Annotated in this window: 12 protein-coding genes; 6 read left to right on the forward strand and 6 right to left on the reverse strand. The window is 72.6% G+C overall.

The window, feature by feature from the left end:
• Position 1 precedes the first annotated feature (1 nt).
• Together ACFYW1_RS20650 and ACFYW1_RS20655 are read right to left on the reverse strand one after the other, a co-directional pair.
• The gene (locus ACFYW1_RS20650) at positions 2–1,066 is read right to left on the reverse strand and encodes an NAD(P)-dependent oxidoreductase (protein WP_388994825.1); all 1,065 of its coding nucleotides are present in this window, start codon (positions 1,064–1,066) and stop codon (positions 2–4) included.
• A gap of 195 nt (positions 1,067–1,261) precedes the next feature.
• Positions 1,262–2,035 (reverse strand): DeoR/GlpR family DNA-binding transcription regulator, encoded by a 774-nt coding sequence (locus ACFYW1_RS20655; RefSeq protein ID WP_388995087.1) that lies wholly within the window; start codon positions 2,033–2,035, stop codon positions 1,262–1,264.
• 383 nt (positions 2,036–2,418) lie between these two features.
• On the opposite strand from ACFYW1_RS20655, the gene ACFYW1_RS20660 reads away from it, so the two are divergent.
• Positions 2,419–3,846 carry an FGGY-family carbohydrate kinase gene (locus ACFYW1_RS20660; protein WP_388994828.1) on the forward strand — a complete coding sequence of 476 codons (1,428 nt, stop codon included), beginning with the start codon at positions 2,419–2,421 and terminating at the stop codon, positions 3,844–3,846.
• Positions 3,843–4,478, forward strand: coding sequence for a histidine phosphatase family protein (locus tag ACFYW1_RS20665; protein ID WP_388994831.1), 636 nt, complete (start codon positions 3,843–3,845; stop codon positions 4,476–4,478). The genes ACFYW1_RS20660 and ACFYW1_RS20665 overlap by 4 nt, the downstream gene beginning before the upstream one ends.
• 31 nt (positions 4,479–4,509) lie before the next feature.
• Here ACFYW1_RS20665 and ACFYW1_RS20670 read toward each other — a convergent pair whose 3' ends face one another.
• Complete coding sequence (locus ACFYW1_RS20670; protein ID WP_388994833.1) at positions 4,510–5,964, reverse strand: amino acid permease; 1,455 nt, start codon at positions 5,962–5,964, stop codon at positions 4,510–4,512.
• A 462-nt stretch (positions 5,965–6,426) separates the two neighbouring features.
• On the opposite strand from ACFYW1_RS20670, the gene ACFYW1_RS20675 reads away from it, so the two are divergent.
• Positions 6,427–7,020, forward strand: a complete 594-nt coding sequence (locus ACFYW1_RS20675; protein WP_388994836.1) for a biotin transporter BioY — start codon at positions 6,427–6,429, stop codon at positions 7,018–7,020.
• A gap of 92 nt (positions 7,021–7,112) precedes the next feature.
• Here the strand turns inward: ACFYW1_RS20675 and ACFYW1_RS20680 are convergent, their stop codons facing one another.
• Positions 7,113–8,603: an amino acid permease gene (locus tag ACFYW1_RS20680; protein ID WP_388994839.1), complete on the reverse strand. Its 1,491-nt coding sequence runs from the start codon at positions 8,601–8,603 to the stop codon at positions 7,113–7,115.
• A gap of 282 nt (positions 8,604–8,885) precedes the next feature.
• On the opposite strand from ACFYW1_RS20680, the gene ACFYW1_RS20685 reads away from it, so the two are divergent.
• Together ACFYW1_RS20685 and ACFYW1_RS20690 are read left to right on the forward strand one after the other, a co-directional pair.
• Positions 8,886–9,374 carry a ribose-5-phosphate isomerase gene (locus ACFYW1_RS20685; RefSeq protein ID WP_148835186.1) on the forward strand — a complete coding sequence of 163 codons (489 nt, stop codon included), beginning with the start codon at positions 8,886–8,888 and terminating at the stop codon, positions 9,372–9,374.
• Positions 9,375–9,493: 119 nt separating this feature from the next.
• A complete protein-coding gene (locus tag ACFYW1_RS20690; RefSeq protein ID WP_388994843.1) occupies positions 9,494–10,303 on the forward strand; it encodes an Fpg/Nei family DNA glycosylase in 810 nt (269 codons plus the stop codon).
• A 21-nt stretch (positions 10,304–10,324) separates the two neighbouring features.
• Here the strand turns inward: ACFYW1_RS20690 and ACFYW1_RS20695 are convergent, their stop codons facing one another.
• A complete protein-coding gene (locus ACFYW1_RS20695) occupies positions 10,325–11,557 on the reverse strand; it encodes a GNAT family N-acetyltransferase (protein WP_388994846.1) in 1,233 nt (410 codons plus the stop codon).
• A 105-nt stretch (positions 11,558–11,662) separates the two neighbouring features.
• Here ACFYW1_RS20695 and ACFYW1_RS20700 point away from each other — a divergent pair, with 105 nt between their 5' ends.
• Complete coding sequence (locus ACFYW1_RS20700; protein WP_388994849.1) at positions 11,663–12,808, forward strand: PP2C family protein-serine/threonine phosphatase; 1,146 nt, start codon at positions 11,663–11,665, stop codon at positions 12,806–12,808.
• 263 nt (positions 12,809–13,071) lie between these two features.
• On the opposite strand, the gene ACFYW1_RS20705 is transcribed toward ACFYW1_RS20700, so the two are convergent.
• Positions 13,072–14,274 carry a cation:proton antiporter gene (locus tag ACFYW1_RS20705; RefSeq protein WP_388994852.1) on the reverse strand — a complete coding sequence of 401 codons (1,203 nt, stop codon included), beginning with the start codon at positions 14,272–14,274 and terminating at the stop codon, positions 13,072–13,074.
• Positions 14,275–14,284 lie beyond the last annotated feature (10 nt).

Genomic DNA, 14,284 nt, shown 5'->3' on the forward strand with positions numbered 1-14,284 from the left:
GTCACAGCTCCCCTCGGAGCGCGTGGGCGAGCGGTTCGCCCCGCACATGGCGGGCCACCTCGGCCGCCGCGATCCGGGCCGCCTTCTGCGCGACGGCCCGGCTGGCCCCCGCCACGTGCGGGGTCATCAGCAGGTTCGGGGTGCGGAAGAGCCGCGACGTGGCGGGCGGCGGCTCCTGCTCGTACGTGTCGAGCGCCGCGGCCCGCAACTGCCCCGAGTCCAGGGCGTCGCACAGCGCGTCCGTGTCCAGCAGCCCGCCCCGGGCCGCGTTGACCAGCACCGCGCCGCGCGGCAGCAGTGCCAGTTCACGGGCCCCGATCAGATGCCGGCTCTCCGGGGTGAGCCTGGCGTGCAGGGTCAGCACCCGGGAGCGGGACAGCAGCGACTCCAGCGACGGGGCGCGCATGCCGTGCACGTCGCCGCGCACGTACGGGTCGTACACCTCGACCTCGGCACCGAACGCGGCGAGCACCCGGGCCACCCGGCTGCCCACCGCGCCGTAGCCGATCAGTCCGACCGGGGTGTCCTCCAGTTCCAGGCCGCAGTGCTCGTACGTGTAGTGGGAGGCGTCCCAGAGGCCGTCGACGGCCAGGGAGTGGTGGGACTCGGGGATGCGGCGCAGGGCGGAGAGGATCAGCCCGACGGTGAACTCGGCGGTCGCCGCCGCGTTGCGCCCGGGGGCGAAGCACACCCGCACGCCCCGGGCCCGCGCGGCGGCGGCGTTCACATTGACCGGACCGCCCCGGCAGACCACGACCAGCCGCAGGTCCGGGGCGGCGGCCAGGACCCGCTCCGTGAACGGGGCCATCTGGGTCACGCACACCTCGACCCCGTCCAGGGCGGCGATCAGCGCGTCCTCGACGTCGCTGGCCTCGTCGACCTCGGCGACCCTGCCGAAGGGCTCCAGCGGCCAGGGCAGGGTGAGCTCGGTCAGGCGCGTCCCGGTGTCCGGGGATTCGGTGCCGAGGGCCCGGTCCAGGGCCTCGGCGAGCAGGGAGTTGCGGACGAAGTGGTCACCGGCGAGCAGGATCCTCGTCGGGGGGCGGACCGTCTCGGGGCGGGTCATCGCGGAGCGTCTCCTTGTCCGGGGGGCGGGGACACGGGCGGCCCGGGGGCCGGCGGTGATGCCTGGTGATGCCTACGGTGTCATCGGGGACGGGTCACGGCCCCGGACCGGCACGCGGGTCCGGCCCGGTCGCCCGCCATCTCCACCCCCGCGCCGGATCGGACGTCCGCCGGTTCCGGGTCCGCGCCGGATCGGTCATCCGTCGTCGTCACCTCCCGCGCCGGAGCTCCGGCCGGTGGCGCAGACCTCGTAGGGCACCTTGTGCTCGTCGAGTTCGCGCAGCGCCCGGGGGGACGCCCCGTCGTCGACCAGCAGCAGGTCGAAACGGGAGAGCGGGGCGAGCCGGTGCAGGGCGACCCGGCCCAGCTTGGAGTGGTCGAGCAGCAGCACGTTGCGGCTCGCCGAGTCGAGCATCGCCCGCTTCACGGAGACGATGTGCTGCTCCTGGTGGTAGGCGAAGCCGCCGGACGCGGCGGAGGTCGAGGTGAAGCAGACGTCCACCTGGAGCGACTGCACCGCCTCCACGCACGAGACGCCGAGGAACGAGGAGTGCAGCGGGTCGAAGTCGCCGCCGAGGCCCATCAGACGTATGCCGCGCTCCTGCGACAGCAGGTTGATCGCCTCCAGGAAGTTGGTGACGACGGTCAGCGGGGTGATGGAGCGCAGCCGCCGCGCGATCTCCAGGGTGGACGTCGAGTCGTCGAGCATCACCGCCATGCCCGGTTCTATGAGCTCCAGGGCCCGTTCGGCGATGGCGGCCTTCTCGGCGCGCATCGTCTTCAGCCGGTAGGAGACGTTCGACTCGAAGACACCGGACGGCTGGGCGGTGACGCCGCCGCGGAACTTGCGGACGATGCCCTGCCGTTCCAGCTCGTCCAGATCCCGGTGGATGGTCATCAGACTGACGTCGAAGCGCTCCGCCAGTTCCGCGGCGCTCACCTCGCCCTGTGCGAGGACGTACTCGGCCATGGAAGCCTGCCGGGGGGCGGGCCCCCGCTGTGGAACGTTGCTCACGTGCTGATCCTTCGTCCTGGACGTGCCGGCCGGTCGGCTCCGGGGCGTGCTCCCGTCCGGGGGGAGCACGGGTGGAACGGCTCCGGTGCCGGACCCGGCCGTCGTCGCGCGGGCGGCCGGCGCCGGACGTGCGGGTGTACGGACGTGCGGGCGTACGGGGAGGCGCGGGCCCGGCCGTGATCTCCACGGTCCGGCCGGGGACGGGCAGGTGGCGACGGGCGGCGTTCACACATTGAGCCGACTGGTTAACAGAGCTTGGAACAATGGAAGTTGGCCGTCAATCCCTCGCGCAACGGAAATTCTCGGTGCAGAGTGAGAAGTTCACAGAGGGGACCGATATGTGGATGGGCATCGATCTCGGCACGCAGAGCGTCCGCGCGGTGGTGGCGGGGGACGACGGCGAGATCCTCGGCAGCGGCTCGGCGCCGCTCACCGGCAGACGCGACGGCGCACGGCACGAGCAGCGGCCCCTCGACTGGTGGACGGCCGTCCGCGCGGCGAGCCGCCAGGCCCTGCGCGGCGCCCCCGCCCCGCGGGCGCTCGCGGTCTGCGCCACCTCCGGCACCGTACTGCTCGGCGACGCGGCGGGCCGGCCGCTGACCCCGGGCGTGATGTACGACGACGGCCGGGCCGCGGCGGAGGCGGCCCGGGCCGGGACCTCGCCGAGCTGGGGCCTGCCCAAGGCGATGTGGCTGCTGCGGGAGCGCGGGGGAGCGGCGGGCGGCGCCGTACGGATCATGCACCAGGCCGACGTGGTCCTGGCCCGGCTCGCCGGGACACCGCTGCCCACCGATTCCAGCCACGCCCTGAAGACCGGCTACGACCCGGAGCGGGACGCCTGGCCGTGGCGGCGGCTCGGGGAGCTGGGGCTGCCCGGCGAACTGTTCCCGGACGTGGTGCGGCCGGGGACGCGGATCGGCGAGGTGGGGCGGGCGGCGGCCGAGGAGACCGGGATCCCGGCGGGCACGGCCGTCGTCGCCGGGATGACGGACGGGTGCGCGGCGCAGATCGCCTCGGGTTCGCTGGCCGTCGGCTCCTGGAACTCGGTGCTCGGCACGACGCTGGTCCTGAAGGGGGTCACCTCGTCGCCGGTCGAGGACCCGGCGGGCGTCGTCTACAACCACCGGGCGCCGGACGGGAGCCGGCTGCCGGGCGGGGCCTCGGGGGTCGGCGGCGGGGCGCTGACCGCCGCCTTCCCGGCTGCGGACCCGGCCCTCATGGACCTGCTGGCCCGCCCCCACGAACCGGCGCGTGTGGTGGCGTACCCCCTGGTGGCGAGGGGGGAGCGGTTCCCGTTCGTCGCGCCGGAGGCCACCGGGTTCCTGCTCGGCGAACCCGCCTGTGACGCCGAGCACTGGGCGGCCCTGCTGACCGGGGTGGGCCTGGTCGAACGGCTCTGCTTCGACTACCTCGACCTGCTCGGCGCCCCGGTGGACGGCGCGCTCACGTTCACCGGCGGCGCGGTCCGCAGCGGCCACTGGAGCCGGCTGCGCGCCGACATCCTGGGCCGCCCGGTGCGCATCCCGCGCTCCAGCGAACCCGCGCTCGGCATGGCCGTCCTCGCCGCGTACGGGGCGGGGGCGACGGACACCCTGCACCGGGCCGCGGACCGGATGGTGCGGCTGCGGCACGTGCTGCACCCCCACCCGACGCGCACGGCGTGGTACACCGAGCCCTACCTCGCCCTGGTGGACGAACTGGAGCGCCGCGGCTGGCTCCCCGGCCCCGTCGCCGCCCACGCCCGTACCCGAACGGAGAACGCATGACCGGGAGCCCGGCCACCCTGCTGCTGGCCCGCCACGGACAGACCGTCTGGCACGCGGAGAACCGCTACGCCGGCGTCAGCGACATCGCCCTCACCGACGAGGGCCGCCGCCAGGCCCGGCAACTGGGCGAGTGGGCGGCCCGCAACCGGATCGACGCGATCTGGACGTCCACGGTCGGCCGTGCGATCGAGACCGCCCGCCCCGCGTGCGAGGCGCTCGGCATCACGCCCCGGCGCGAGCACGAGCTGCGCGAGTGCGACTTCGGCGAGGTGGAGGGGCGCACCCTGGCGGAGTTCGCGGCGGAGCACCCCGAGCGGGCCGCGCGGTACCGCGCCGACCCGGTGGCCCACCCCTTCCCCGGGTCCGAGGACCCCCGGACGGCCGCGGCCCGGGGGGCGGCGGCACTGCGCCGGATCTCGGCCGGGCACCCGGGACAGCGGGTGCTGGTCGTCGCGCACAACACCCTGCTGCGGCTGGTGCTGTGCGAACTGCTGTCGATCCCGCTGGGCTCCTACCGCCGGGTCTTTCCGCAGCTGCGGAACACGGCGGTGAGCGAGGTGCGGATCGGGGAGTCGGGCGGGGCACTGCTCTCCCTCAACGTGCCCTGCGCCCCGGACACCCCCGCCCGCTGAGCACCGCGCCCCGCCCGCCGGATGCCGGACGTCAGTCCCCGGCGGGCGCGGCCCGGCGTTGGCGCACGACGCCGACGGCGATCAGCGCGGCGGTCAGCGCCCCGCTCGCCAGCAACTGGTCGCGGGTGTCGGGCCGGAGCAGCATCAGGACGAAGACGCCGACCATCGCCACCAGCGCCAGCACCGTCAGGCCCGGGAAGAGCCACATCCGTACGACGAGCTTCTCCGGGGCCGAGCGCTCCAGCCGGCCGCGCAGGATCAGCTGGGAGACGGCGATGAAGATCCAGACCACCAGGATCACCGCACCGATCATGTTGAGCAGCCAGTGGAAGACGTCGTCGGGACGCCAGTAGCTGAGCAGCACGCACAGGAAGCCGAACCCGGACGACACCAGGACGGCGGTGCGCGGGACCCCCGAGGAGATCCTGCCGAGCCGCTTCGGCCCCTGGCCCCGGGCGACCAGCGAGCCGGCCATGCGCGAGGCGCCGTAGATGTTGGCGTTCATCGCGGAGAGCAGGGCGACCAGGATGACCACGTTCATGATCTGGGCCGCGCCGTGGATGCCGAGGTGGTCCAGGGTCGCGTAGAACGGGCCGACCTTCGCCACCTTCTCGTCGTCCCAGGGCACGAGCGTGACGACGACCGCCATCGAGCCGACGTAGAAGAGCGCGATCCGCCACATCGCCGTCCGCACCGCACCGGCCACGCCCCGCACCGGGTTCTCGGACTCGGCCGCGGCGATGGTGACGGTCTCCAGGCCGCCGTACGCGAAGACCGAGGCGAGCAGGCCGACGACCAGGCCCTCGACGCCGTTCGGCATGAAGCCGCCCGCGCCGGAGAGGTTGGCGGTGCCGGGCGCGTCCGTGCCGGGCAGCAGCCCGAGGATCGCCAGCAGGCCCAGCACCAGGAAGAGCGTGATCGCCACGACCTTGAGGGTGGCGAACCAGAACTCGAACTCGCCGAACTTCTTCACCGAGGCCAGGTTCGCGCCCAGGAACACCAGCATGAACAGCGCGACCCAGATCCACTCCGGGGTGCCGGGCAGCCAGCCGGTGACGATCTTCGCGGCACCGATGCCCTCCAGGCCGACGGCCACGCAGAGCAGCACCCAGAACGCCCAGCCCACGGTGAATCCGGCCCACGGCCCGATCGCCCGCTCCGCGTGGACGGAGAAGGAGCCGGAGGCCGGGTTCGCGGCCGACATCTCGCCGAGCATCCGCATCACGAGCATGACCAGCAGCCCGGAGACGGCGTACGCGATGACGATCGACGGGCCCGCGGCCGCGATGCCCTCGCCGGAACCGACGAAGAGCCCGGCACCGATGACGCCGCCGAGGGCGATCATCGAGAGGTGGCGCTGCTTGAGCCCGTGGGTGAGTGCGGAATCGGCCCCGGCGCCCCCGGCACCACCGGTGTCGGGGGAGGCGGGGGAGGCGGAGGTGTCGGTCGGGACGCCGGTGGGGGGAGGCGCGGAATTCCGGGACATGGACGTGCTCTGTTCGATAGGTGAGACGTGGGGGGACATGCGCGGACAGTCTGGACACGCACCCCGGCGACGGGGAACCGGTGTCCGCTATCCGGGCGCGACGCTCACCCAGGGTACGCACCCGGACACGGTGGGGCGGTGGCCCGGTCGCGTCGGGCGCCGGGGCGCTTTCCGGGGTGCCGAGGCGGCCCGGCTCCCGGTGGCTCCCCGGTGGTTCCTCGGCAGATTTAGCGGGAACCTACAGTTCCGCAAGGATGCCCGAATCGGTGGAGCGGAGGGCATCCCGCCCCCACCTCAGTGACGAGCATCACGCCGCCGCATGATTGTGCGCGGCCCTTTGTGCGGACCCCACCAACGCCCGGACCAACGCTTTGTGGGCCACTGATGGTGATCGGGCGTTAACCCGTGGGCTAACGTCAGCCCCAGTCTGTCCCCACCTGCCCTCACCCCCGCGGAGTCCCGATGAGCACTGCTGCCGCCCCTGCCCGTACCGGAGTGGTCCTCGCCGACCTGCTGCCCGCCGCCCGGAACCGTTACGCCGTCGACACGGCGCTGGTCCTCGGCGGCGCCGCGCTCACCGGGATCGCCGCCCAGATCGCCGTGCCGATCCCCGGCTCGCCGGTCCCGGTCACCGGCCAGACGTTCGCCGCGCTCCTGGTCGGCACCGCGCTCGGCGCCCGCCGCGGCTTCCTCTCCCTCGGGGTGTACGCCCTCGTCGGCATGGCGGGCATGCCGTGGTTCGCCGAGGCCCGGTCGGGGATGGCCTTCCCGTCGTTCGGCTACGTCCTCGGCATGCTGCTGGCCGCCGTCGTCGTCGGCGCCCTCGCCCGCCGCGGCGGCGACCGCTCGATGCTGCGCACCGCGGGCACGATGGTGCTGGGCTCCGCGATCATCTACGCGGTCGGCGTCCCGTACCTGGCGCTGTCCACCGGCATGTCGGCGAGCGCCGCGATCGCGGCGGGTCTGGTGCCGTTCCTGCTCGGCGACGCGCTGAAGGCGGCGCTGGCCATGGGCGCGCTGCCCGCGGCCTGGAAGCTCGCCGGCCGCCGCGGCTGACGCCGCCACCACCCGTACGGGGAGGCCCGCCGGATCGCGACACGCACGCGACCGGCGGGCCTCCGCCGTGTCCGGGGGAAACCCCGGCGCCGTCAGGCGTCGACGGGCGCCTTGGCGGCCGTGCCGTTGCGGCGGTTCCTGGCCTCGCGGACCAGCGAGACGGCCACCACCAGCGCCGCGACGAGCAGCGAGAGCAGCACCTGCTCGCGTCCGCCGTCGTCGGTCAGCATGTAGACCAGGACGAACGAGATCATCGCGATGGTCGCCCAGGTCAGGTACGGGAAGAGCCACATCCGCACGATCAGCTTCTCCGGCGACTCGCGCAGGATCATGCCGCGCATCCGCAACTGTGTGAAGCAGATGACCAGCCAGACGAACAGGGCGACCGCGCCGGAGGAGTTCAGCAGGAACTGGAAGACGGTGTCGGGCCACTGGTAGTTGAAGAACACGGCGACGAAGCCGAAGACGACCGAGGACAGGATGGCGGCCTGCGGCACGCCCCGCTTGTTCGTCCGGGCGAACGCCTTCGGCGCGTCCCCGCGGCCGCCGAGCGAGAAGGCCATCCGCGAGGCCGTGTAGAGGCCGGAGTTCAGGCACGACAGCACGGCGGTGAGCACGATGACGTTCATCACCTGTCCGGCGTGCGGGATGCCGATGGAGTTGAGGGCGGCGACGTAGCTGCCGTCCTTCACGATCGACGCGTCGTTCCACGGCAGCAGGGTGAGCACGATGAAGATCGAACCCAGGTAGAAGACGGCGATCCGCCAGATCACGCTGTTGGTGGCCTTCTGGACGGCGCGCTGCGGGTTCTCCGACTCACCGGCGGCGAGGGTGACGATCTCGCTGCCCATGAAGGAGAAGACGACCATCAGCACACCGGTGAGGATGGCGCCCGGCCCCTGGGGGAAGAACCCGCCGGTGTCGGTGAGGTGCGCGAGGCCCGCGCCGGGGTTGTCCGAGCCGGGCAGCAGCCCGAAGACGGCGAGCAGCCCGACGACCACGAAGGCGCCGATCGCCACGACCTTGATCCCGGCGAACCAGAACTCGAACTCGCCGTACGACCCGACCGAGACCAGGTTCGTCGCGGTCAGGACCACCATCACGATCAGCGCCCACGCCCATTGCGGGACGCCCGGCACCCAGCCCTCCAGGATCTTGGCCCCCGCCGTGGCCTCGACGGCGAGCACCACGACCCAGAAGAACCAGTACAGCCAGCCGATCGAGAAACCGGCCCAACGGCCCAGCGCCTGGTCGGCGTAGGCGGAGAAGGAGCCCGAGCTGGGGCGGGCCGCTGCCATCTCGCCGAGCATCCGCATCACGAAGACGACCATCAGGCCGACCAGCGCGTAGGAGAGCAGGATGGCGGGTCCGGCGGCGGCGATGCCGGTGCCGGAGCCCACGAAGAGGCCCGCTCCGATGACGCCGCCGATGGCGATCATCGAGAGGTGGCGGTTCTTGAGGCCCGCCTGGAGGCCGTCGGAGGAGTTCGTGGGGTCCGTGGAGCGGGGGGTGTCCTGGCCGTTCGGCCGGTCCGGGTCGCCGGGGTGGGGGCCCGGCCCGATCAGAGTCGTCTGCGACGTCATGGATCGAATTCCTTACGTTCTCGGGTCACGCGACACGTGCCCGGCTGCGGCAGTGGGGTGCGGCAGCGAGTGATGCATTGAAGCCCGGCGAACGGCGAAAGCGGAACCCCGTATTCCGATTCGTTGACCGGATCTTTACCGAAGTGGCCTTGCTCACATCCGGTCCGCGCGTCCCGGCCCTCCGAGGTCTCCCGGGGTCCGCCGCGCGTTCCGGGCCGACCGGCCGAAGGGGCCCGACCCCGATGGCGCCCGCCGCGCGGGGCTCGTGCCACACTCGGATGCATGCGCGTGTACCTCGGCTCGGACCATGCCGGTTATGAACTGAAGAACCACCTCGTCGAATGGCTCACGGCCCAGGGCCACGAAGCCGTCGACTGTGGCCCCCACATCTATGACGCCCAGGACGACTACCCGCCGTTCTGCCTGCGCGCCGCCGAGCGGACGGCCGCGGACCCGGACAGCCTCGGCATCGTGATCGGCGGCTCCGGCAACGGCGAGCAGATCGCCGCGAACAAGGTCAAGGGCGTGCGTGCCGCGCTCGCCTGGAGCGAGCAGACCGCCGCCCTGGGCCGCGAGCACAACAACGCCAACGTGATCGCCATCGGCGGCCGGATGCACTCGGTGGAGGAGTCCACCAAGTTCGTCGAGGTCTTCCTCGCCACCCCGTACTCGAACGAGGAGCGTCACACCCGTCGCATCGAGATGCTGACGGCGTACGAGACGACCGGCGAGCTCCCCCCGATCCCGGCCCACCACCCGCAGCAGGGCTGACCGGCCTCCACCTCCTGTGCCGCCGGAAACCCCGGCGGCACAGCCGTTTCCGCGCAGCCGGTCCCGTACCGTCGTTCTCGTACCACTGCGCCCGTACGTCACCGAGGAGAGTCGCCGCCGTGCCCGAGGGACACACGATCCACCGCCTCGCGGCGGACCACCGGGACAGGTTCGCCGGGCGTCCGGTGCGGGTGAGCAGTCCGCAGGGCAAGTTCTCGGACAGCGCCGAGCTGCTCGACGGCCTGACCTTCACCGGTGTCGACGCCCACGGCAAGCACCTCTTCCTCGGCTTCGGGGACACCGGCTGGGTCCACATCCACCTGGGCCTGTTCGGCAAGCTCGGCTTCGGCACGGTCCCGGCCCCGCCGCCCACCGACACGGTGCGGCTGCGGCTGCTGAACGACGAGCACCACGCGGACCTGCGCGGCCCCACGACGTGCGCGCTGATCACCGAACCCGAGAAGCGTGCGATACACGACCGCCTGGGCCCGGACCCGCTGCGGACCGACGAGGACGGCGAGCGGGCCTGGCAGCGGATCTCGCGCAGCAGGATCACCGTCGCGGCCCTGCTGATGGACCAGAAGGTCATCGCGGGCGTCGGCAACGTCTACCGCGCGGAGGTGCTGTTCCGGCACGGGATCGACCCGTACCGCCCCGGCCGGGACCTCCGGCGCGCGGAGTGGGACGCGATCTGGGCGGACCTGGTGGTGCTGATGCGCGAGGGCGTGCGGAACAACCGGATCGACACGGTCCGCCCCGAACACATGCCGGAGGCGATGGGCCGCCCGCCGCGGGTCGACGACCACGGCGGCGAGGTGTACGTGTACCGCAGGGCCCGGCAGGCCTGCCACATCTGTGGCGGCGAGATCCGCACCGCCGATCTCGCCGCCCGCAACCTCTTCTGGTGCCCGGGGTGCCAGCGGGCCTGAGGCAGGCCCCCGGGCCCGGTCCTAGAACCCGTGGGGCAGCCACGGCTCCGCGTCCGAGGAGAACGCCAGCGACGCCTCCGCCAGCGCGCCGGGCCGCAGCTCCCGCACCCGGCCGGCCAGGGCCAGCGAGCTCAGCGACTCGCCGCCCAGGTACGCCGCCCCCAACTCCCGCACCGAGAGCGCGAGATCGGCCGGATCCTCGGTGCGTCGGCACGAGGCGGTGCCCTTCGCGTCACCCGTGAGCCGCCAACGCCCCGCGTTCCAGGGGCAGAACGTGTCCTCGACCTCGAACACCACGTCCACCGGCGCCCGGTACGCCCGCGCCTCCAGCGCCGCTCCCAGCTCCACCAGCCGTACGTGGAGCGAGTCCCGGACCCGGATGTCGCACCGCCGCACGTCCGACACCATGTGCAGCACCGCGTCGTCGACCGGCCGGTTGTTCGCCACGACGGTCGACGTCAGGTCGATCTCGAAGAGGAACCGCCACAGCGCCGCGTACGCCGCCGGGTCCAGCGCCCCGAGGTCGTTCACCACCACCTTGCCCATGGGGCCGGTCGCCTCCCACTTGGGATGGAGGCGGTAGGTCACACAGCCGACGAGCTCGCCGTCCCGCTCCGCCAGCACGTACTGCCGGGCGGAACCGCCCTGCCGCTCGTCCACCGGGTCGACCACGGCCTTCCGGTCCCAGGCCGCATTGTGCGCGGGCGTGCCGGGACGCCCGGCCACCAGCCGCTCGTACACGCTCGCGCACGCGGCCAGAGCCTCGTCCGGCTTCGCGTGGCGCAGCCGGATGCCGTCGGTGCCCTCCGGCACCGTCAGCCCCACCCGGCTCGTGTCGATGGTCAGGGACATCTGCCGCGAGGCCGCGCCGTACCCGAACCGGCCGTAGATCACCGGCTCCGACGCCGTCAGCACCGCGATCGGCTCGCCCAGGGCCCGGACGTCGTCCAGCTGCCTGCGCATCATCGAGGTCAGCAGGCCGCGCCTGCGATGGGTGGCGGCGACGCTCACCATCGTGACCCCGGCGGCGGGCACCAGGGCCCCGCCCGGCACGGCCAGCCGGAAGCTGAACGCCCCCGCCGTGCCCACGACGTCGTCACCGTCCCAGATGCCGAGCGACCGCTCGTGCTCGGTCAGCTGCTCCTCCAGCTCGCGCTGCTCGGGCGGCTCCGCCACCCCGCCGAATGCGAGTTCCAGGCACTCGAACCACTGGTTCCATTCGGACGGACGCAACACGCGAAGCTCTGTAGTCATACGGCCATGACTACCAGGGGCAAGGCTTCGGGGCGAACCGATTTCGAACGCATTGTCACAGGGGCCCCCTGCACCCGGAGCCGTCGGCTAGATAGGGTCCCCGCAATGGCACGACGCGCGGCAACAGACTCGTACCCGGCACGATTGCGGAAATCGGTGCACCGGGCACGCATCACGCTGCGCAGATCCGGGGTCGACTACTTCCGCGGCGACGGGTCGGACTGGATCGCGCTGGCCGGGCTGCTGCTGACCGTCCCGGTCATCACCTGCGCCACCCTGATCAACCCGCTGTGGTTCTCACCGGCCGCCCTCGTCCTGCCGATCGTCGCGGGCGGACTGCTGCTGCGGCCCGCGAGCCTGCTGGGCCTGTACGCGACCGCCGCCACGGCCCTGATCGTGGAGTCGCTCGGGCTGGGCCGGTACGACCACGGGCCGGGCCGGGTGACGCCCGGCATCGTCCTGGTGGTCGCCGCCTGCGGCTTCTTCGGGCTGGTCCTCGCCCAGTTCCGGGCCCGGGTCGGGGTGCCGTGGCGGCGCGGCGGCACCATGCTCTTCGACCTGCGCGAACGCATCCGGGTGCAGAGCGCCCTGCCCCGGCTGCCGCAGGGCTGGCACCGCGAGATGGCGCTGCGCCCGGCGGGCGGGCAGTCCTTCTCCGGCGACTTCGTCGTGGCTGCCCGCACCAACGGCGGCCGGACCCTGGAGGCCGTCCTCACCGACGTCTCCGGCAAGGGCATGGATGCGGGCTCCCGCGCCCTCCTGCTGTCCGGGGCCTTCGGCGGACTCCTCGGATCGCTGCCCCCGCACGGCTTCCTGCCGGCGGCCAACGGCTATCTGCTGCGCCAGGACTGGGACGAGGGCTTCGCCACCTCGATCCATCTGGTCCTGGACCTCGAATCGGGCGACTACGAACTCTTCTCGGCCGGGCACCCGCCCGCCCTGCAACTCCACTCGGGCAGTGGCCAGTGGGAGGAGAAGGCGGCCGAGGGGCCGCTGCTCGGGGTGTACGACGGAGCCCAGTTCGACGCCGTGAAGGGCTCGTTGGCCCCCGGCGACGTACTGATGCTGTTCACGGACGGCCTGGTGGAGGCGTCCGACCGCGACATCGCGGAGGGCATCGACCGGCTGACCGGCGAGGCGGACCGGTACGTCACCACGGGGTTCGAGGGCGCCGCCTGGCATCTGATCGAGGCGTGCGCCAAGGACGTCAACGACGACCGGGCGTTGCTGCTGCTGTCCCGCAGGGCCTGAATCCGGAACCGTACGCAAACCGGCCGAACCGGGCGTGCGTCAACGGGAGTCGGCCCCTCACCGGATCGGGGACACGATGTGCCGGGGGAGCGGTGCGGGGAAGAGCGCCAAGGCGGTACGGACACGGGGCAGGGGTGGGGCAGGGCGGCGAGGCGGTACGGAAACGGGGCGGGGCGGGGCCGCCGGGACGTTGCCCGCTGCCGCCGCGCCCGCCCCGTCGCTCCGGGTCGGGGACCTGTTCCGCGGTCCCGGTCCGGGGCCGTTCAGGCCGGGACCGTAAGTCTTCCGGCATCGGCGCCGTCACCGCTTCCGTCGTTCTCGCCCCCGTTCCGTTTGCCCGGCAGGATGCGGGCCAGCCAGTGCGACCGTCCGGCCGCCAGCGGGGAGAGGACCGCGAGGACGAGCACGTAGCCGGCGATGAACGGCGGCAGCCGCTCGTCCAGTCCCGCGCCGGCGGCCATCGTGGCGAGGATCAGCGCGAACTCGCCGCGGGCCGTCAGGGTGGTGGAGATGTTCGCCGCGGCCTGCGGGCCGAAGCCGTAGACCCGTGCGGAGACCAGGCCGGAGGCGATGTTCATCGCCGCGGTCAGCACGACGGCGGCCAGCACCGGCCACATCACGCCCGGCAGGTCACCGGGGTTGATGGAGAGCCCGAAGGCGAAGAAGAAGACCGCCCCGAAGGCGTCGCGCAGCGGATGGACCAGCTTGAGGATGCGCTCGCCCGATGTGGTGCTGCCGAGCATCAGGCCCACCATGAAGGCGCCGATCGCGTCCGCGACCCCGAACCACTCGGAGACTCCCGCCACGAACACGGCGGCGCCGAGGAAGGAGATGACGAGAAGTTCGTCGTCCGAGGTGTGGATCAGCTTGCTGATGAGCTTCGTGCCGAACCGGGCGGTGAGCGCGAGCAGCAGCAGGAAGCCGAACGCCTTGCCCCCGTCGAGCACCGCGGCGCCGAGGCTGTCCGAGCGCGACAGGATCGGCTGCAGGGCGGCGAGGTAGAGGGCGAGGAAGATGTCGTCGACGACGATGATGCCGAGGATCGTCTTGGTCTCGGGGCTGGCCAGGCGCTTCGTGTCGACCAGGATCTTGGTCACGATGGCCGACGACGAGATGCCGATGACCCCGGCCATGACGAGGGCCTCCGAGGTGCCCCAGCCCAGGGCGAAGCCGAAGGCGAGTCCGGCGCCGACGTTCAGCGCCAGGTAGACGGAGCCCGCGATGAGCATCTTCCGTCCGCCGGTCTTGAGGTCGTCGAGGTGGAATTCGAGACCGAGGTAGAAGAGCAGCAGCACCAGGCCGAGCGCGGAGAGCATCTCCAGCTCGTGCGGATCGGAGACGAGCACGATGCCGGGCGTGTGCGGGCCGAGCAGGATTCCGGCCAGGATGAACAGGGGGATGGTCGGCAGTCCGATGCGGCTGCCGAAGCGGGCGAGGACGGCGGCGGCGAGGAAGGCGCCGCCCATGGCGATGAGC

The organism is Streptomyces sp. NPDC002669 (assembly GCF_042889165.1).
GTDB lineage: Bacteria > Actinomycetota > Actinomycetes > Streptomycetales > Streptomycetaceae > Streptomyces.